An 18,363-nucleotide genomic window follows, 5' to 3' on the forward strand; every position below is an offset into this window, starting at 1 on the left:
GGACTCGCCTCGGCGCCTAGACCCTGGGCCAACGGTAGCGGATCAACCGGCCCATCCGCCGCAGGAAGGCGAAGCCGTTGTAGATCGGCAGCAGCAGCCGCGACGACTGCGGCAGCTTGGCGACATCCTGCGGATCGTAGTCGGTGACCTCTTCGATGAAGCGCAGGGCCGGATGCCACTGCTCGAGTTCGCGCGGGTCGTCGATGCTCCAGTGCACCTGCGCTCCGGTCTCGCGCAGCGGCGGATACAGGCGCAGCAGCATGATGCCGAGGCGGCCGTAGCCGTCGAACAGCAGCTCACCGCTGCCCAGGTGGTCGACCAGGCGCTCCACCAGGCGCCGCACCTGGGGCTCCCGCAGATAAGGCATCAGCCCCTCGGCCAGGACCAGGGCGGGCCGTTCGCGCGGCACCCCTTGCAGCCAGCCGTCGTCGTCCACCGAGTGGCGCAGCGCCCGGTAGGCGCCGGCGCGCGGCGGGTAGAGGCGCTCGCGCAGGTCCATGACCTGCGGATAGTCAAGGTCGAACCAGGGCACCTCGGCCGGCGGATCGACCCGGTAGATACGGCTGTCCAGGCCGCAACCGAGGTTGAGCACCTGGCCCTCGGGATGGCGGCCGAGGAAGTCGCGGCAGGCCTGGTCGAAGTAATGCGAGCGCATGGCCAGGGCCCGTTCGTTGCCCTTGCCGAGGGCGACCCTGGAGAAGTCGAAGTCGATCTGCCGCACCGCCTCCTCGGCGAAACGATCGTGGAGGATGGAGTCCTCCAGGCGGCTGTCCAGCGCCTTGGCGTAGAGGGTGATCAGGAGTGTCTGCTTTTCTCCGGTGAGGGTGATGCGATGGCCGGGCATGAAAACCTCCTGCTGGCACGCGTGCCTCTTCATTCATTGCTGAAAAGATCGCTATGCTTCGCAATGATTGCCCTGGAGTCACGAATGAAAGCCAACTCCGATGAACTGCAAAGCTTCGTCAGTGTAGTCGACAGCGGTTCCATCAGCGCTGCCGCGGAGCACATGGGTCTGACCGCCTCGGCCGTCAGCCGTACCCTCTCGCGCCTCGAGCACAAGCTCGGCACCACCCTGCTCAACCGCACCACCCGGCGCATGGAACTGACCGAGGAAGGGCGCTATTTCCTCGAACAGGCCCGGCAGATCCTGCAACGGATGGAAGAACTGGAGGAACGCCTCGCCCTGCGCCGGCAAAGTCCCGCCGGGCGCCTGCGGATCAACGCCGCCTCGCCCTTCATGCTGCACGCGGTGGTGCCGCACATCGGCGAGTTCCGCCGGCTGTACCCGAACATCCAGCTGGAACTGAACACCAACGACCTGATCATCGACCTGCTGGAACAGCGCACCGACGTGGCGATCCGCATCGGCGCCCTCAGCGACTCGACCCTCCACGCTCGCCCGCTCGGCGCCAGCCGCCTGCACATCCTCGCCAGCCCCGAGTACCTGGCCCGCCAGGGCACGCCACGGGATGTCGAGGCGCTGGCCGAGCACACGCTGCTCGGTTTCACCCAGCCAGAACACCTCAACCGCTGGCCGGTGGTACATGTCGACGGCGACCGCCTGGACATCCAGCCGGACATCTGCGCCTCCAGCGGCGAAACCCTGCGCCAGCTGGCGCTGAGCCACCAGGGCATCGCCTGCCTGGCCAGCTTCATGACCGACCGTGACATCCTGGAAGGCCGACTGGTGCCGTTGTTCGCCGAACAGATGAGCGAATACCGGCAACCGATCCATGCGGTGTACTACCGCAACTCGCAACTGGCGCTGCGCATCCAGTGCTTCCTCGACTTCATCCAGCAGCGCCTCGGCGCCTGAGTCCGCCGTGAACGAGCGCCTCGACTTCTCGCCCTATCTCGAACGCTGGGCGCTGCAACCCGACGGCGCGCCCTTCGCCACCCACAGCAGCCATCTGCTGCCGGTCCGCCATCGCGGCGCGCCGGCGATGCTGAAGATCGCCTGCGCGGAGGAGGAACGCTTCGGCCACGTGCTGCTCAACTGGTGGGACGGCCAGGGCGCCGCGCGAGTGCTGGCCCATGACGAACAGGCGCTGCTGATGGAGCGTGCCACCGGCACGCGCTCGCTGCTGCAGATGGTCGAGCGCGGCGAGGACGAACAGGCGACGCGCATCCTCTGCCAGGCCATCGAGCGTATCCACGTGCCGCGCCCGGGGCCGCTGCCGGAACTGGTCCCGCTGGAGCGCTGGTTCGACTCGCTGTACGCCGCCGAGCGCCGCTACGGCGGGCTCTACGTCGACGCAGCGGACGCCGCCCGCCATCTGCTGGCGACCGCCCGCGAGCAGCGCCCGCTGCATGGCGACATCCACCACGGCAATGTGCTCGACTTCGGCGCGCGCGGCTGGCTGGTGATCGATCCCAAGCGCCTCTACGGCGAACGCGGCTACGACTACGCCAACCTGTTCACCAACCCCGACGCGAAGACCGCCCAGGCGCCCGGTCGCTTCGAGCGCCAGTTGGACATCGTCGTCGCCGCCAGTGGCCTGGAGCGACACCGGCTGCTGCTGTGGATCCTGGCCTGGGCCGGCCTTTCGGCGGCCTGGTTCGACGAGGACGGTAGCCACGAGGAGACCGCAGCCGAGTTGGTCATCGCCCGCCTGGCACTCGACAGCCTGTTCCGCGAGGCCTGATCAGAAGCGCCAGAATGCGCGGGTGCACAACACCAGTACGGTGAGGATTTCCAGGCGCCCCAGCAGCATGCCGACGGTCAGTAGCCACTTGGCCATGTCCGGCAGGCTGGAGAAATTGCCCGCCGGTCCGATGATCGGCCCGAGCCCAGGCCCGACGTTGCACACGGCGGTGGCGGCACCGGTGAGTGCGGAAATCCAGTCGAGGCCGAGCATGGTCAGCCCGAGCGCGATCACGCCGATGGTGATGGTGAAGAAGAACGAAAAGGTGATCAGCGAGCGGACGATTTCCTCGTCCAGCGGATGACCATTGTAGCTCTGCCGGATAGTCGCGCGCGGATGCACCAGGTTCTGCAGGTTGGCCTTGAGCAGCACGAAGGCCACCTGGAAGCGGAATATCTTCAGTCCCCCGGCAGTCGATCCCGAGCAGCCGCCGACAAACGTGAGGTAGAAGAACAGCATGACCGCGAAGGTGCCCCAGGTGGTGTAGTCGGTCAGGGCGAAGCCGGTGGTGGTCACCACCGACGTGACATTGACGGCCACCAGGCGCAGCGCATCCCACCAGCCATAATCGGAGTTCATCCAGAGCCAGCAGGCGATCACCAGCCAGGTCACCCCCAGGAAGCCGATGAAACCATGCACCTGGTGATCCTTGAGCAGGGCCATGCGATGGCCGCGCAGAGTAGCGACATAGAGGGTGAACGGCAGACTGCCGAGGATCATGAAGAGCACGGCGACCCAGTGCACCGCCGGCTGCGGCCAGTGCGCGAGAGACGCGTCGGAGGTGGAGAAGCCACCAGTGGAAAGCGCGGCCATCGAATGGTTGAGCGCTTCGAAGGGCGTCATGCCCGCCCACCAGAAACACAGTACGCCCAGCAGCGTGAGCGCCACGTAGACAGCGAGGATGTACTGGGCCGCCATGTGAGATCGCGGCATCACCTTCTCCCCCCAGTCGGAGGACTCCGTCTGGAACAGGCGCATGCCGCCCACGCGCAGCAGCGGCAGGATCGCCACCGCCATGCCGATGAAGCCGATGCCGCCGAGCCAGTGCAGCAGCGAACGCCAGATGAGGATGCCCGGCGACATCTGGTCCAGGCCGCTGAATACCGTGGAACCGGTGGTGGTGATGCCCGACATGGTCTCGAAGAACGCGTCGGTATAACTGATGTGCCGCGCCATCACCATCGGCAAGGCGGCGAAGGCGCAGACCACCACCCAGCTGGCGGTGGTCAGGAAGTACATGTGCCGGGCACGAAAATGCACCTGAGCCGGGCGCCCCGGCAGGAGAAGCGCGAGGCCGGCAGCCGCGGTGAGCAGGCTCGACCAGAGGAAGGCATCGAAATCGTCGTAGCGCTGGAAGAGCACAAGCGTCAGCAGCGGAATCAGCATGCTGGCCGCCAGGGTGAGCAGGAAAAGACCGAGGACGAATCCCACCAGGCGAAGCAGGGAAAGGCTCATTCCGTAACAACCTGTTTCAGGGGAGGCGAACAGCCGCGTATTCTAGCGGCCCATGGGGCGAATCCGGAACTGCCTGTCGAAATTGCCTGCCCCAGCCGCAAAGGCCCTCTGTTCGCGGGCATCGTTACATTGTCAAATAGGCACCCCTCACCGCCCACTACCTGTAAGGAAACCCCAAGATGGCCGGAGCCAGCCTCCTCACCCTCCTCGACGACATCGCCGCGGTGCTCGACGACGTCTCGCTGATGACCAAGGTCGCCGCGAAGAAGACCGCCGGTGTCCTCGGCGACGACCTGGCGCTGAACGCCCAGCAGGTCACCGGGGTCAACGCCGATCGCGAACTGCCGGTGGTCTGGGCGGTGGCCAAGGGCTCGCTGCGGAACAAGGCGATCCTCGTCCCCGCCGCCCTGCTGATCAGCGCCTTCGCGCCCTGGGCGGTGATCCCGCTGCTGATGCTCGGCGGCGCCTACCTGTGCTTCGAGGGTTTCGAGAAGATCGCCCACAAGTACCTGCCCCATGAAGACGAGCATGGCGACGAGCAGGCGCTGGCGGCCAACGTCGACCTGGCAGCCCTGGAGAAACAGAAGATCGGCGGCGCCATCCGCACCGACTTCATCCTCTCCGCGGAAATCATCGCCATTACCCTCGGCACCGTCGCCGAGTCCAGCTTCACCACCCAGGTGCTGGTGCTGGTCGGCATCGCCCTGGTGATGACCGTCGGTGTCTACGGCCTGGTCGCCGGTATCGTCAAGCTGGACGACGCCGGTCTCTACCTGTCCAAGCGCGACAGCGGCTTCGCCCGGGGGCTCGGCGGCGCCATCCTGCGCACCGCGCCGTACCTCATGAAAGGCCTGTCGGTGGTCGGCATGGCGGCGATGTTCATGGTCGGTGGCGGCATCCTCACCCACGGCATCCCGCTGGTCCACCACGCCATCGAACAGGCCGCGCAGAGCGTCGCCGGCATCGCCACGCTGGGCCCGCTGCTGGCGGCGATCACCCCGACCCTGCTGAACTTCCTGTTCGGCATCGTCGCCGGCGCGGTGGTGCTGGCAGGGGTGCTGCTGGTCAAGCGCCTGCTGCCGAAGAAGAAAAAGGCGGGCTGAGCCTGTCATCGCGGCAGCGTCATCCGCCATTACCGCAGGAACGGCGGATAACCGCGAAATGGTTATCCCGCCCTAGCGCAGAACTCGTCCCACCTCGTGGCGCGGACATCCGCGAGGCGCTCGTCCCCACGCAAGACCTCGCTCGCTTTAATTCAATTATTTTGCACTGTAATAGCAACATTATTCGTTGGAGACGAATAAACCTCCCCTCCTAGAATGTCCACCAGTGCCACGAGCCGTCTGTTCCGAGCCTTCCAGACGAAGATCCGACCTCCGCACTCCATCGACCCGGCAACGGGATACCCAGAAAAATACCGATAACCCAACGAGGACCCGAGGGTCGCGCCTGCTCGCCAGCCGGCCGGACTCCGGGGCCCGGCGTGCCAGCGACCATGAACGATACGGATAGCAGAAAAGACCCGGACGGCTACAACTACGACGTCGTCCGCCAGTTCACCCTTATGACCCTGGCCTGGGGCATCCTCGGCATGGGCCTGGGGGTGTTCATCGCCGCCCAGCTCGTCTGGCCGCAGCTCAACCTCGACCTGCCCTGGACCAGCTTCGGCCGGATCCGCCCGATCCATACCAGCCTGGTGATCTTCGCCTTCGGCGGCAGCGCGCTGTTCGCCACCTCCTTCTACGTGGTGCAGCGCACCAGCGGCGTGCGGCTGATCTCCGATTCCCTGGCGCGCTTCGTGTTCTGGGGCTGGCAGGCGGCGATCGTGGGGATGATCGTCAGCTACCCGCTGGGCTACACCACCTCCAAGGAATACGCCGAGATGGAGTGGCCCCTGGCGTTGTGGATGACCATCGTCTGGGTGGTCTACGCCTACCTGTTCTTCGGCACCATCGCCCGCCGCAAGGTGAAGCACATCTACGTCGGCAACTGGTTCTACGGTGCCTTCATCATCGTCACCGCGATGGTCCACATCGTGAACCATGCGCTGCTGCCGGTGAGCCTGACCAAATCCTACTCCGCCTATTCCGGCGCCACCGACGCGATGATCCAGTGGTGGTACGGGCACAGCGTGGTCGGCTTCATCCTCTCGGTCGGCTTCCTCGGCATGATGTACTACTTCGTGCCCAAGCAGGCCGGCCGGCCGATCTATTCCTACCGCCTGTCCATCGTGCACTTCTGGGCGATCATCTCGATCTACATCTGGGCCGGCCCGCACCACCTGCACTACACCGCGCTGCCGGACTGGGCGCAGTCGCTGGGCATGGTGATGTCGCTGATCCTCCTGGCGCCGAGCTGGGGTGGCATGATCAACGGCATGATGACCCTCTCCGGCGCCTGGCATAAGCTGCGCGACGATCCGATCCTGCGCTTCCTGGTGGTCTCCCTGGCCTTCTACGGCATGTCCACCTTCGAAGGGCCGATGATGGCGATCAAGACCGTCAACTCGCTGTCCCACTACACCGACTGGACCATCGGCCACGTCCACGCCGGCGCCCTCGGCTGGGTGGCGATGATTTCCATCGGCACGCTCTACCACATGATCCCGAAACTCTGGGGCCGCGAGCGGATGCACAGCACCGGCCTGATCAACGCGCACTTCTGGCTGGCCACCATCGGCACCGTGCTGTACATCGCCTCGATGTGGGTCAACGGCATCACCCAGGGCCTGATGTGGCGGGCGATCAACGAGGACGGCACGCTCACCTACTCGTTCGTCGAGGCGCTGGTGGCCAGCCATCCGGGCTATGTGGTGCGCCTGCTCGGCGGCGCCACCTTCGCCAGCGGCATGCTGCTGATGGCCTACAACACCTGGCGGACCCTGCGCGCGGCGCAGGACCGGCCACTGCCGGCCCTCGCGGCCGGGCAGGAGGCCTGAACATGCTGCTATCCCTGCTGTGTCTCTCGACCCTGGCGCTCGGCCTGGTCCTCAGCCTCGCCGGCAGTACCCGCGAGGAGCGCGAGCAGGCCGCCCTGCTGCCGTTCGCCGACGACCCGGAGGCCGCCCGACGGGTGGCCCGGGATACCGGCAAGGTCTGTCGGCGGGTCGTGCGGCCGCTCGAGGAAGTCCGCGAGACAAGCGACCCGCCCTTCCTCGCCTGAACCGACTCCATCATCCAGGGATGGATGCCTCCAGCACGCAAGTGCCTTTGCGGGGCCGGCAACGGCCCCTTTCTTTTGTCTCGATGAACTCATGAACGACTCTCCCGGCGTCACCGTAAGAACCTGGCTGAAAGGCTTCCGCCCCCTGACCCTGAACGCTCGCCCGCGCGACTGCCTGCGCGCCGGACTCGGCGCCTGCATCGGCGCGCTCGCCGCGGTGTTCGCCTGCCAGGCACTGTTCGGCACCGAGCTGGCGCTGCGCCTGGCCGCGCCGCTCGGCGCATCCGCCGTACTCCTGTTCGCCCTCGGCTCCAGCCCGCTGGCACAACCCTGGTCGATGCTCGGCGGCAACCTGGTCGCCGCCCTGGCCGGCGGTCTCAGCGCCTGCTGGTTCGGCCACGAACTGGCCCCGGCGCTGGTCGGCATGGCCCTGGGCATGCTGCTGATGTTCGCCCTGCGCTGCCTGCATCCACCAAGTTGCGCGCTGGCCCTGAGCGTGGCCCTCAACCCGTCGCTGAGCGAACTCGGCGTCGACGTGGTCTGGCCGATCCTCCTCGCCACCCTGGTGCTGATCGGCTGCGCGCTGCTCTACAACAACCTGATGCGCTCACCCTACCCCCGGCCCTACCAGCCGCCCCGGGCCAACCTGCACGGTACCCGCGACCTGGCGCCGAGCGCGCGGACGGACTTTTCCGCCCGGGACCTGGACCAGGCGCTACAGGACTTCGGTGAATTCGTCGACATCACCCGCGACGATCTCGAGCGCCTGATCCACCACACCGAGCGCTACGCCCTGCGCCGGCGCATGGGCGAGCTGACCGCGGCACGGATCATGTCCCGCGACGTGCAGACGGCCAGCACCGAGACCTTCATCGACGATGCCTGGAAGCAATTGCAGGAGCACCGCCTGAAGGCCCTGCCGGTGCTCGACGAGCATCGCCGGCTGGCCGGCATCGTCACCCAGAGCGACCTGCTCAAGCACTTCCGCCCCGACGGCAGCCCGTTCAAGCGCCTGCGCTTCCTGCGCGGGACCAAGCTGAAGACGATCATGACCACCCCGGTGGTCTGCGTGCAGGCCGACACCCACGCCGTCGAACTGGTCTCGCTGCTATCCGACGAGGGCCTGCACTGCCTGCCCGTGCTCAACGAGGCAGGCTACCTGGTCGGCATCGTCAGCCAGACCGACCTGATCGCCGCGCTCTATCGCAACTGGTTGCAGCACCTGGGCCACGCCGATCAGATCACGTAGTCCCAGCGCTGCGACCAGTCGCTGTCCTCGCGAACCAGCTCGCGCAACAACTGGAAGGCATGGCGCAGGGTCGGCGAGAGGCGTTCGCGGGAATACACCAGGTAGGTCGGGTAGGCGAACTCCGGCGCCTGCTCGACCCGCTGCAGGGTGCCGCTGTCCAGGTAGCTGCTCACCACCCGGGTGCGGAAATAGCCGCTGCCGCCGTTCTGCATGATGTATTGCAGGGCCAGCGGACCGAGGTTGCAGGCCAGCGCGGCCTTGGCCCGGTCCGGCAGCGCGGCGTCGTGCTGGCTGCGGAAGTCCGCGCCCCAGTCGACATACAGATAGGGCTCCGCGGCTACGGCGGAACGCACCATCACCAGCTTTTCCTCCAGCAACTGCTCGACCTGCAGCCCTGGCCAGTATTCCGGCTGGTAGACCAGTGCGGCATCCAGCGCGCCCTGCTCCAGCTGCTTCAGCAGGTCGGCGCCCTGGCCGATCTCGACCCGCACGGCATGCCCGGGAATCGCCTCGCGCAGCCGGCGCATCCAGTTCAGCAGCAACGGATTGCACAGGCTGACCTCGCCGCCGAGGTTAAGCAGGTTGCGGAAGCCGTCCGGCAGCGGCAGGTCGCGCCGCGCCGCGTCCCAGGTCTGCACCAGCTGGCTGGCGTAGCCGAGGAAGTGCTCGCCGTCGGCGGTCAACCGGGCACCCGCGCGGTTGCGCACGAACAGCCGGCAGCCGAGCTGCCCTTCCAGGTTCTGGATGCGCGCGGTGACGGCGGTCTGGGTCAGGTGCAGGCGTTCCGCGGCGGCGACGAAGCTGCCGCTGCGGGCGATCTCCAGGAAGGTACGGGCGAGGTCGATATCCATGCGAAGCGGTCCGCTGCCACAGGTGGGCCGCCATTCTAGGCTGTGCAGGCGCGGGCGGCGAGCGAAGTCCGGCCTGGCCGCCCCCTGGAAATCTGCGACAAAACACCGCGCATAACCGCTTCGGCGCGCTCAAACCCTTCGAAAAGGCGACAACCTGTTGCACAAACGCGCCATGGCGTGACTTTTTCGCTTTCGAAAGCATCAGTTAGCGTGACCGAACACGGTGGAGCCGGGAAGCGCCACCCATGTTCCACGCAGACAATGAACGAGAGAGACCGACTCCCATGAACGCTACGCTCCGTTTCAACGAGGCTTTGCTGATCACCGGGCGCGCCTTCCAGCCATACCAGTGCGTTGCCTGGTCCGAGCTAGGCAGTGACGGCGGCCTGAGCCTGTCCGTAGTCGATCGCACCGGCACCCGCCTGCTGGGTCGTGCGCGCATTCCAAGCTCCGCCTACTCCGATCCGGAGCAGCTTGCCGGCCTGCTGCAACAGGCACGCGAAGAACTCAGCCACAACGGCTACAGCCTGCAGGACTGGAGCATGCCCAGCCAAGGCTGAGCCGCTCCATACGACGAAAGGCGCCCCAGGGCGCCTTTTTCATTCCTCTATTCGAGGCGGTCATGCTGCTGGAACGCCACGCGCACCATGTTGCGCCCCGCGTCCTTGGCCTCGTATAGAGCGCGGTCGGCCTCGCGATAGAGCGCGTCCAGGCCCATGCCGGAGGTCGAATAGGCGACCCCCAGGCTGATCGTCAGGCAAGGGCCGGCGCTGGAGCGGCGGTGCTCGATGCCCAGCGCCTCCACCGCCTGCCGCAGGCGTTCGGCGATGGCCAGGGTGTTGCCCTCCTCGCTGTCGTACAGCAACACGGCGAATTCCTCGCCGCCCAGGCGCGCGGCGATATCCATCGGCCGCCGCGCGCCCTGCCGGAGCACGGCACCCAGCCGGTGCAGGGCGGCATCGCCGGCCGGATGCCCGTAGTGGTCGTTGTAGGCCTTGAAGTCGTCGACATCCACCAGGATCAGCGCCACCCCCTTCCCCTCGCGGGTACCCTGTTCCAGGGCCCGCTGGGCAAGCAGCTCGTAGTAGCGCCGGTTGACCAGGCCGGTGAGGCTGTCCTGCTCGGCCATCATGCCCAGCAGGCGCCGACCGAGGAACTGCTCGCGCTGGGCATAGTCCTGCAGGTACAGGGCGAAGGAGCAGATCAGTACCACCAGGCCGTTGTAGAGGGTATTCAGCAGGTTGGTGCGCAGGTTCTCTTCGCCGCCGAAGAGCAGGAATACCGCCAGGTTCAGGGTCAGGCACAACAACGCCAGGCGCACGCAGGTCCAGAACGCCAGGCCGAGCGGAAAGAACACCGCGAGAATCCCGAGGGTCGCGCCCAACTGGGTGAAGCGCGGCACCCCATGCCACTCGAACAGCACATCGCAGGCCAGCACCGCCAGGTTGATCAGCAACAGGCAATAGGGTGCGATGACATCGCCGACCCTGCGCAGACTGGGCATGAACGCCGCCGGCCAGACCACCAGCAGCAGGCCGATCATCCCCAGGCGTACGCCCAGCAGTTGCTCGAGCAGGCTGGGATGCTGGCGGATATCCACCATCAGCCAGTCGGCCAGAATGAACAACGCCCAGATCAGGAGCGCCACCCCGATGGCGGCGCGCCGCTGCATCAGCGAGTTCCAGCTGAGAAACTCGCGAAATTCGCTTTCCAGCTCCTTTTCGAAACGCAACCAGCGAAAACCGTTGCGCAACTGGCGCGCATACGGATTATCCGGCAGACCAGCCTGTACCAGGCTGTCGCGTGCAAGCATGCTGACTCCCCTACCTCGGACCGACGCTGAAACAGGCCTGGAACGACAATACCCTGGCGCCACTGCAGCGATGAGTCAAAAAGCCATCACCCGTTACCAGACAATAGGGCATGCGAGGTGCCGAGGCGATACCAGCCATCGTGCAGCACATCGTTCCGGCGAGCGAATGGCAAGATCCGTGGGCCGACTGGCATTGCGGCCAGGTCTGAAGGACGCCAGACTGCCGCCATCGCCATGAGGTTGTGCCATGCCCGAACCGCGCCTGATTGCCTGCCTGATCTATCCCGACGTGATGAGCCTGGACGTGACCGGACCGCTGCAGGTATTCGCCTCGGCCAACGTCGAACGGCAGCGCCAGGGCCTGCCACCCTTCTACCGGATAGAGGTGCTCGGCGAGCGTAGCGAAGCGGTGCCCAGTTCCGCGGGCATCCGCATCTGCGCCGACCGCGCCTGGCGCGACTGTCCTCCGGAGAGCCTGGATACCCTGTTGATTCCCGGCGGCCTCGGTGTCGAAACGCAGACTCGCAACGCCGACCTGCTCGCCTGGCTGAAAGCCGCCGAACCGCGCATACGCCGGCTCGGCTCGGTGTGTTCGGGAGCGCTGATCCTGGCCGCCGCCGGGGTTCTCGACGGACGCCTGGCGACCACCCACTGGGCCGACGTGGCGACGCTGCGCCAGGGGTTTCCCGGCGTCCATGTGCAAGGCGACCGCCTGCACACCTACGACCCACAGTGCCGCGACGGCGACGCCCACATCTTCACCTCGGCGGGCGTCACGGCGGGGATCGACCTGGCCCTGGCGCTGGTCGAGGCCGACCTCGGCCGCAGCCTGGCGCTCAGCGTCGCGCGGCGCCTGGTGATGTTCCTCAAGCGTCCTGGCGGCCAGGCCCAGTTCAGCGCCTGGCTGACCCCGGAACCGAGCCGTACACCACGCCTGGCCGCGCTGCTCGAGTGGATTCCCGCCAACCTCGCCGGCGACCTGTCCCTGGAAGCCCTCGCCGACCGGGCCTGCATGAGCCCGCGTACGCTGTCCCGGGTGTTTCTCCAGGAACTGGGCGTGGCGCCCGGTCGCTACGTCGAACGGGTTCGCCTGGAGGCCGCGCGCGCCCTGCTGCAGGACGCCCAGGCGTCGATCGCCACGGTGTCCCGGCTGTGCGGCTTCGGCCATCCGGAAAACCTCCGGCGGACTTTCCACAAGCACCTTTCGGTCAGTCCCCAGGAATACGCCGAACGCTTCGGCATGCTGGCCTGACGCTCCTCCGAGGACCTATCCATGCTGGAACTGCGCCCCAACTGCGAGTGCTGCGACCGCGACCTGCCCGGCGACAGCGGCGACGCGCTGATCTGCACCTTCGAGTGCACCTTCTGCCGCGACTGCGCGACGACCCGCCTGGGCGGCCAGTGCCCGAACTGCGGCGGCGAACTGCTGGCCCGGCCAAGGCGTCCGCCGGATGCGCTGGTCCGCCACCCTGCCTCCAGCCGGCGCGTCGTCAAGCCCGGCGGTTGCCCGGAGTGAGGCCATGCTGCTACGCAACCCGACCCTGCTCCTGCTGTTCTGCGGCCAGGCGCTGTACTGGTCCTGCTCGCTGATCGGCATCACCCTGACCTCGCTGATCGGCGTCCAGTTGGCGCCGCTGAACACCCTGGCGACCCTGCCCCTGGCCCTGCTGGTACTCGGCAACCTGCTGGCGGTGCAGCCGCTGGCGTATTTCATGCAGCGCCACGGCCGCCGTCCCGGACTGATGCTCGGCGCCGCCGGCGGTGTGCTCGGCGGCCTGGTCTGCGCCGCCGGGGTGTGGAGCGGCGACTTCCTCTTGTTCTGCCTGGGCTCCCTGTGCATCGGGATCTACCAGGCCTCGGCCATGTACTACCGGTTCGCCGCGCTGGAGGCGGTGGATGCCGGGCGGAAAGGCCGCGCCAGCGCCTATGTGCTCGCCGGCGGGGTATTCGCCGCGCTGCTGGCGCCGAGCCTGGCGCTGTGGTCGCGCAACGCGCTGGCGCAGCCCTTCGTCGGCGCCTATCTGCTGATCGCCGCACTGGCCCTCGCCGGCCTGTCGCTGATGGCCCTGCTCCGCGAAGGCCAGGCGCCGCGCCCGGCACGACTCGCCTGGCGCGACGTAGGCGGCCTGTTGCAGCGGCCGGTGGTCCGCGCGGCCATCGCCTGCACCGCGGCGGGACACGGACTGATGATCCTGATCATGAACGCCACGCCGCTGGCCATGAGTTTCTGCGGCCTGCCGCTGGAACAGTCGAGTCGGGTCATCCAGTGGCACGTGCTGGGCATGTTCCTCCCGGCATTCTTCGCCGGGCCGCTGGTCGACCGCATCGGCAACCGCCGCGTCGCCCTGCTCGGCGCCGCGCTGCTCGCCGCCAGCGCGGGCATCGCCCTGGGCGGGCAGTCGGTCATGCAGTTCCTGCTCAGTTCGCTGGCCCTGGGCAGCGGCTGGAACCTGATGCTGATCGCCGGTACCACCCTGCTCGGCGAGGGCCACGCCGACAGCGAGCGCGGCGCCGCGCAAGGATTGATGGAGCAAGGCAACAGCCTGGTGGCGGCGCTGATGTCGTTCGGCTCCGGCGCCCTGATCACCAGCCTTGGCTGGAACGCGGTGAACCTGCTGGTCTGGCCGGCGCTGCTGGTGGCGCTGGCACTGCTCTGGCCGGTACGGCGAACGCGGACGCTGTCGCGCTGAAACGCCGGCAACGAAAAAGGCGACCTTGCGGTCGCCTCTTCTGCTTTACGGAAACGCCTCAGTAGTAGGCGTTCTCCTTGTTGCTGTGGTCGGTCACGTCGCGCACGCCCTTCAGTTCGGGAATACGCTCGATCAGGGTCTTCTCGACGCCATCCTTGAGGGTCATGTCGACCATCCCGCAGCCCTGGCAACCGCCGCCGAAACGCAACACGGCGATGTTGTCCTCGACCACGTCGACCAGGCTCACCTGTCCGCCGTGGCTGGCCAGCCCGGGATTGATCTCGGTCTGCAGGTAGTAGTTGATGCGTTCGGTGATCGGGCTGTCCTCGTTGACCATCGGCACCTTGGCGTTCGGCGCCTTGATGGTCAGCTGGCCACCCATGCGGTCGGTGGCGTAGTCGACCACCGCGTCTTCGAGGAAGGGCTCGCTGACGGCATCGATCCAGGCAGTGAAGTCCTTCAGGGCGATGGCGGTGTCCTCGACCTTTTCCTCGCCCGGCTTGCAGTAGGCGATGCAGGTTTCCGCGTACTGGGTACCCGGCTGGGTGATGAAGATACGAATGCCGATACCCGGGGTGCTCTGCTTCTCCAGCAACTCGGCCAGATACGCTTGGGCAGCTTCGGTAATGGTGATGGCGCTCATGGCAACTCCTCGCAAATATGCCGACAGTTTACGCCAATCGGTACTTGCGGATAAAGCCCTAGTAAATTAGTAGGAATAATTCGCGATAACCGACCCGCCCCTTGCGGAGCGGGTCGCGAGACTCAGAGGTTCTCGTAGCGGTTCATGTCCAGTGCGCCCGCCTCGACCGGCTCGGTTTCGCGGATGTACGCCTCGAGATCGTGGAAGTAGCTCCAGAACTGCGGATTGCTGCGGCGCACGCCCCAGCGTTCGACCACCTTGTCGAAGTCCTCGCCGCTCTTCGCCGCCTCCAGGGCGCCGACGAAGGCCTCGGCATCCGTCGCCGGCAGATCGAACATGAAGTTCGGATAGCTGGACAGCACGCCGGGGTAGATCGTCAGGGTGTCCAGGCCCGGCTGGTAGCGCAGCGACTCGCCGAGCATGAAGGCGACATTGCTGTGCGCGCGGTTGCGCAGCACGGTATAGACCTCGCGCTTGCCGCTGGACGTACGTATCCGCAGCATGGTCGCCTCGGGGAAGCGCTCGATCACCTTGAGGCCGGCCGCCGGCCGGCTGACCAGGCGGCTGAAGGCCTGCTCGGCGTCCTGCAGTTCGCGGTCGATGCCCGGTCGATAGCAGTTGCCGTCCAGGCAGCGATTGATCGGGTCGGGACGCGCATTGAGGTCGCCGTAGCGACGCAGCAGTTCTTCGGCGAAGGCCTTCTTCGGCTGCTTCTCCGGCAATCCCAGCGCGCTCGGCGTGTCGTCGTCGAAGGCCTGGTAGTCCAGCCACATCTTCAGCTTGCCGCTGTTCTGGTACCAGTCGTCGAGCAGCGGCTGGCGCGCGTCGACCGGCATCAGGCGGAGGAAGTTCTGCTCGGCGCCGTTGCGGATCAGGTCGAAGTACAGGCGCGTCTGCGCCTGGTGCGAGACGTTGCCGAAGACATCGAAGTTCACCACCAGCCCGTAATAGGTCCGTTCGAACAGCGGGTAGTCCATCAGCCACAAGGTCTGCGGTATCTCGCCAAGCAGGCCCTTGCGCACCGAGGCGCTGTCGAACTGGCGGAAGATGCTCAGCAGGGCGTTGTCGTTGCCATGCCAGATCGTGCTCCAGGTCGGTGGCGGCGCGTCGGCGTAGACGTCCTGGCGCAGGTCTTCGTACTCGTTGCGCTTGTCCCGGTAGGCGCTCCACAGGCCGAGCAGGTTCTTCAGCTCGTCGATCTGCCCCGGCAAGGCCAGCAGCGGCTCGCTCTGCGCGCGGAAGTTGGCATCGGTGACGAACAGGTCCTGGGAGGGATCCTGGAATACCACCCAGAAGTTGTCGCGGATCACGTCGGTGGCGATCTGTCCGCGGCAGACCGGACCGCGGATGAAGGTACGGGTGAAGTACTCGGCATTGTCCAGCATGAACTGGTAGCGCGCCCGCGCCGGGATCGCGGCGAAGGTGGTGAACGGGTTGGCGCGGCTCTGCAGGCCGTAGCCGGGGACCTTGTCGGTGTTCCACTGGGTGCCGAAGAACAGCTCCTGGACATGGTCCAGCTTCTTCGCCGTCAGCGGATAGGTGATGTGCGTCTTGTGCACGATCACGCCCTGGATCGGCCACAGCCGGTAGTAGAAGGTATTGCCCGGGTCGTCGTTGGGGCGCCGGGTGGGAATCGGGTCGATCGGCTGGCCGCTGGGCGTACGCGAGCGAACCAGCTGGAAGAAGTGGCCGGGCGCGCCCTGCTCCGGGAAATACAGGTGTGCCAGGAACAGGTGTTCGTAGAGCCAGCGCGATACCAGGCTCTGCTTGGCTCCGGGCTGGTTGAGGAAGTTCTCCCAGCTGGCCACCTGGCGCATCTCGGCGGCGGTCGGTCGCAACGGCTGCTCGTCGACCGGCGCGCCCGCGGCCAGCCACTTCTGCAAGGTGGCGTATTCGTCGTCGCTCAGCCCGGCCACCGCGAAAGGCATGCCGGAACCTGGGTTCTTGCGGATGAACTCGTCGATGCTGGCCGGCGTCGGGCACTGGTTGGCGCGGTTGATCGAAATGTCCAGGCCTTTAGGGATCTTCGCATTCGGCTGCAGCGGCTGGCTGTGGCCAAGCTCGAGCATCCGCGCCATCAGTGCCGCCTGGCCGCCCTGCGGTTCGAGCACCGACCAGAACTCCTTGCGCCGCCAGGCGTCGGCGCCGTGCGCATCGAGGTACAGGCGGGTGGTCTCCTGCGCCTTGGTCCGCGTGCCATCGTAGACCGGCAGTTGGTTGGCGCCGCGCTGCGCGCCTTCGGCGCTGCTCAGGTTGAGCTGGCAGGGCGAGTCGTAGCAGGCGTGGCAGGCGACGCACTTGGCAGTGAAGATCGGCTGGACGTCGCGGCTATAGGAGACTTCAGCGGCGCAAACAGACTGGATAAAAGACGACAAAACGAAGGCCAACCCAACCAACGGTCTTGGCAACATGAACCACTCCTCACTCGGCGACGGGCGATTCTAGCAAACCCGCCTCTCTGCGCCGCACTTTCGGAGCGGCGAACGACATTATCCGGGCACGGGCCATCATTTAGCCGCCATTCCACCGGCTTCGGCCGCCACGTATGCTAGCCGGGCTCCCAGGCCCGCCCTGGCGATCAAGGACGATGATTTCGAGGAAACAGGGATATGTTTCGACTCGCCGCGCCCCATCCGCGCCCGTTCGCGTGCGCTCCACGTCCCCTCTTCGCCGCTTCCGCCTCCTGTCGCCAGGCGGCGCTTCCGTTCGCGCCCGGCGCGGCCTGGTCCATCCTTTCGCCGCCCTCGCGGCCCATTGGAGAACCCGCCCCATGAAACTGCTCGCCGGCAGCTTCGCCGCTGTCTTCCTGAGCCTTTCGGCCCAGGCTGCGGACTGTACCTTCACCCAGCTGGAAATCGTGCCCCAGCTCGGCTCGCCGAACATGTTCGGCGGCGAGGACGAGCACGTCCGCGTGATGTTCAGCAACGAAGACCCCAACGACGCCAATCCCGACGCCTTTCCCGAACCGCCGGTCTACCTGGCCGACCTCGACAGCGGCAACGATTGTCGCATCGAGGACGGCGGCATCTGGTCGCGCGGCGGCGTGTTCCTCAGCGAGGACGGGCGGCGCGTGCTGATGCATGAATTCAGCGGTTCCAGCGCCGAACTGGTGGCCTACGACAGCGCCACCTGCAAGGTGGTGCACCGCGAGGACATCTCCGGCCAGCGCTGGGCGGTGGACAAGGACGGGCTGCGCCTGGGCGAGAAATGCTCGGGCGAGTCCGTCGCCAGCTGCGCGAAGATCGTGAAGCGCTCGCTCGCACCGTTCTGCCAGACCGCAAAGAAATGACCCCGGGCCGGAGCGCCCTTTTTCCGACACGCATAGGTGACACATGGACAGTCTCGATCAATGCATCGTCAACGCCTGCAAGAACAGCTGGGACAAGAGCTACCTGGCCGGCACCCCGAACAAGGACAACTGTTCCGGCTTCGTCCAGTCGGTGGCCGCCGAACTCGGTGTGGCGATGCCGCGCGGCAATGCCAACGCCATGGTCGACGGCCTGGCGCAGCACCAGGGCTGGAGCAGGCTCGCCTCCGGCGCCGAGGCCGCGCAGAAGGCCGCCCAGGGTTACCTGGTGATCGCCGGCCTAAAGGGCCGCACCTACGGCCACGTGGCGGTGGTCATCAGCGGCCCGCTGTATCGGCAGAAGTACCCGCTGTGCTGGTGCGGCAGCATCGCCGGCGCGGTCGGCCAGAGCCAGGGGCTGAAATCGGTCGGCCAGGTGTGGAACCGTACCGACCGCGACCGCCTCGACTACTACGTCTACTCCCTGGCCAGCTGCAGCCTGCCCAAGGCCAGTTGAGACAGCGTCGCGAATGAGCCAACCTCATTCGCGGCCGCATCCCGCCAGCCCC

The 18,363-nt window shown here is 66.6% G+C and carries 18 protein-coding genes; 12 read left to right on the forward strand and 6 right to left on the reverse strand.

The genetic code is table 11. The annotated features are described in order from the left end of the window. Positions 1-16: 16 nt before the first annotated feature. Positions 17-844, reverse strand: a complete 828-nt coding sequence (locus tag PSPA7_RS16280) for a class I SAM-dependent methyltransferase (protein WP_012076133.1) — start codon at positions 842-844, stop codon at positions 17-19. Between the two features lie 84 nt (positions 845-928). On the opposite strand from PSPA7_RS16280, the gene PSPA7_RS16285 reads away from it, so the two are divergent. Together PSPA7_RS16285 and PSPA7_RS16290 are read left to right on the forward strand one after the other, a co-directional pair. Then, complete coding sequence (locus PSPA7_RS16285; protein ID WP_004367886.1) at positions 929-1,816, forward strand: LysR family transcriptional regulator; 888 nt, start codon at positions 929-931, stop codon at positions 1,814-1,816. A gap of 7 nt (positions 1,817-1,823) precedes the next feature. Beyond that, complete coding sequence (locus PSPA7_RS16290) at positions 1,824-2,645, forward strand: aminoglycoside phosphotransferase family protein (protein WP_004367888.1); 822 nt, start codon at positions 1,824-1,826, stop codon at positions 2,643-2,645. On the opposite strand, the gene PSPA7_RS16295 is transcribed toward PSPA7_RS16290, so the two are convergent. Further along, positions 2,646-4,100 carry a TrkH family potassium uptake protein gene (locus PSPA7_RS16295; RefSeq protein WP_012076135.1) on the reverse strand — a complete coding sequence of 485 codons (1,455 nt, stop codon included), beginning with the start codon at positions 4,098-4,100 and terminating at the stop codon, positions 2,646-2,648. A gap of 179 nt (positions 4,101-4,279) precedes the next feature. Between PSPA7_RS16295 and PSPA7_RS16300 the strand changes: the two genes are divergently transcribed. The 4 genes from PSPA7_RS16300 to PSPA7_RS16315 all read left to right on the forward strand — a co-directional run bounded on the left by PSPA7_RS16300 (position 4,280) and on the right by PSPA7_RS16315 (position 8,511). After that, a complete protein-coding gene (locus PSPA7_RS16300; protein WP_012076136.1) occupies positions 4,280-5,203 on the forward strand; it encodes a DUF808 domain-containing protein in 924 nt (307 codons plus the stop codon). A gap of 392 nt (positions 5,204-5,595) precedes the next feature. After that, positions 5,596-7,038: a cytochrome-c oxidase, cbb3-type subunit I gene (gene ccoN / locus PSPA7_RS16305; protein ID WP_012076138.1), complete on the forward strand. Its 1,443-nt coding sequence runs from the start codon at positions 5,596-5,598 to the stop codon at positions 7,036-7,038. Positions 7,039-7,040: 2 nt separating this feature from the next. Next, positions 7,041-7,262 (forward strand): hypothetical protein, encoded by a 222-nt coding sequence (locus tag PSPA7_RS16310; RefSeq protein ID WP_012076139.1) that lies wholly within the window; start codon positions 7,041-7,043, stop codon positions 7,260-7,262. 91 nt (positions 7,263-7,353) lie between these two features. Next, the gene (locus tag PSPA7_RS16315; RefSeq protein ID WP_003154280.1) at positions 7,354-8,511 is read left to right on the forward strand and encodes a CBS domain-containing protein; all 1,158 of its coding nucleotides are present in this window, start codon (positions 7,354-7,356) and stop codon (positions 8,509-8,511) included. Here the strand turns inward: PSPA7_RS16315 and PSPA7_RS16320 are convergent. Next, complete coding sequence (locus tag PSPA7_RS16320; RefSeq protein ID WP_003154278.1) at positions 8,499-9,362, reverse strand: LysR family transcriptional regulator; 864 nt, start codon at positions 9,360-9,362, stop codon at positions 8,499-8,501. The genes PSPA7_RS16315 and PSPA7_RS16320 overlap by 13 nt on opposite strands. 284 nt (positions 9,363-9,646) lie before the next feature. On the opposite strand from PSPA7_RS16320, the gene PSPA7_RS16325 reads away from it, so the two are divergent. After that, positions 9,647-9,922, forward strand: a complete 276-nt coding sequence (locus PSPA7_RS16325) for a DUF1652 domain-containing protein (protein WP_003154276.1) — start codon at positions 9,647-9,649, stop codon at positions 9,920-9,922. 47 nt (positions 9,923-9,969) lie between these two features. On the opposite strand, the gene PSPA7_RS16330 is transcribed toward PSPA7_RS16325, so the two are convergent. After that, a complete protein-coding gene (locus PSPA7_RS16330; RefSeq protein WP_012076140.1) occupies positions 9,970-11,175 on the reverse strand; it encodes a GGDEF domain-containing protein in 1,206 nt (401 codons plus the stop codon). Between the two features lie 247 nt (positions 11,176-11,422). On the opposite strand from PSPA7_RS16330, the gene PSPA7_RS16335 reads away from it, so the two are divergent. Genes PSPA7_RS16335 through PSPA7_RS16345 form a run of 3 tightly spaced genes read left to right on the forward strand, consistent with a single transcriptional unit; the run spans position 11,423 to position 13,865 of the window. Beyond that, positions 11,423-12,427, forward strand: a complete 1,005-nt coding sequence (locus PSPA7_RS16335) for a GlxA family transcriptional regulator (RefSeq protein WP_012076141.1) — start codon at positions 11,423-11,425, stop codon at positions 12,425-12,427. A gap of 21 nt (positions 12,428-12,448) precedes the next feature. After that, positions 12,449-12,691, forward strand: coding sequence for a DUF1272 domain-containing protein (locus PSPA7_RS16340; RefSeq protein ID WP_003154275.1), 243 nt, complete (start codon positions 12,449-12,451; stop codon positions 12,689-12,691). 4 nt (positions 12,692-12,695) lie between these two features. After that, positions 12,696-13,865, forward strand: a complete 1,170-nt coding sequence (locus tag PSPA7_RS16345) for an MFS transporter (protein WP_012076142.1) — start codon at positions 12,696-12,698, stop codon at positions 13,863-13,865. A gap of 58 nt (positions 13,866-13,923) precedes the next feature. Here the strand turns inward: PSPA7_RS16345 and nfuA are convergent, their stop codons facing one another. Further along, positions 13,924-14,508, reverse strand: coding sequence for a Fe-S biogenesis protein NfuA (gene nfuA, locus PSPA7_RS16350; RefSeq protein WP_003088034.1), 585 nt, complete (start codon positions 14,506-14,508; stop codon positions 13,924-13,926). 122 nt (positions 14,509-14,630) lie between these two features. After that, complete coding sequence (locus PSPA7_RS16355) at positions 14,631-16,919, reverse strand: fatty acid cis/trans isomerase (protein WP_012076143.1); 2,289 nt, start codon at positions 16,917-16,919, stop codon at positions 14,631-14,633. 359 nt (positions 16,920-17,278) lie between these two features. On the opposite strand from PSPA7_RS16355, the gene tsi1 reads away from it, so the two are divergent. Beyond that, on the forward strand, positions 17,279-17,797 hold the full coding sequence (tsi1, locus tag PSPA7_RS16360; protein ID WP_012076144.1) for a type IV secretion system immunity protein Tsi1: 519 nt from the start codon (positions 17,279-17,281) through the stop codon (positions 17,795-17,797). Positions 17,798-17,840: 43 nt separating this feature from the next. After that, positions 17,841-18,311 carry a type VI secretion system effector peptidoglycanhydrolase Tse1 gene (gene tse1, locus PSPA7_RS16365; RefSeq protein ID WP_003154271.1) on the forward strand — a complete coding sequence of 157 codons (471 nt, stop codon included), beginning with the start codon at positions 17,841-17,843 and terminating at the stop codon, positions 18,309-18,311. Positions 18,312-18,363 lie beyond the last annotated feature (52 nt).

Origin of the sequence: Pseudomonas paraeruginosa PA7 (assembly GCF_000017205.1) — a bacterium.
Taxonomy (GTDB): Bacteria; Pseudomonadota; Gammaproteobacteria; order Pseudomonadales; family Pseudomonadaceae; genus Pseudomonas; species Pseudomonas paraeruginosa.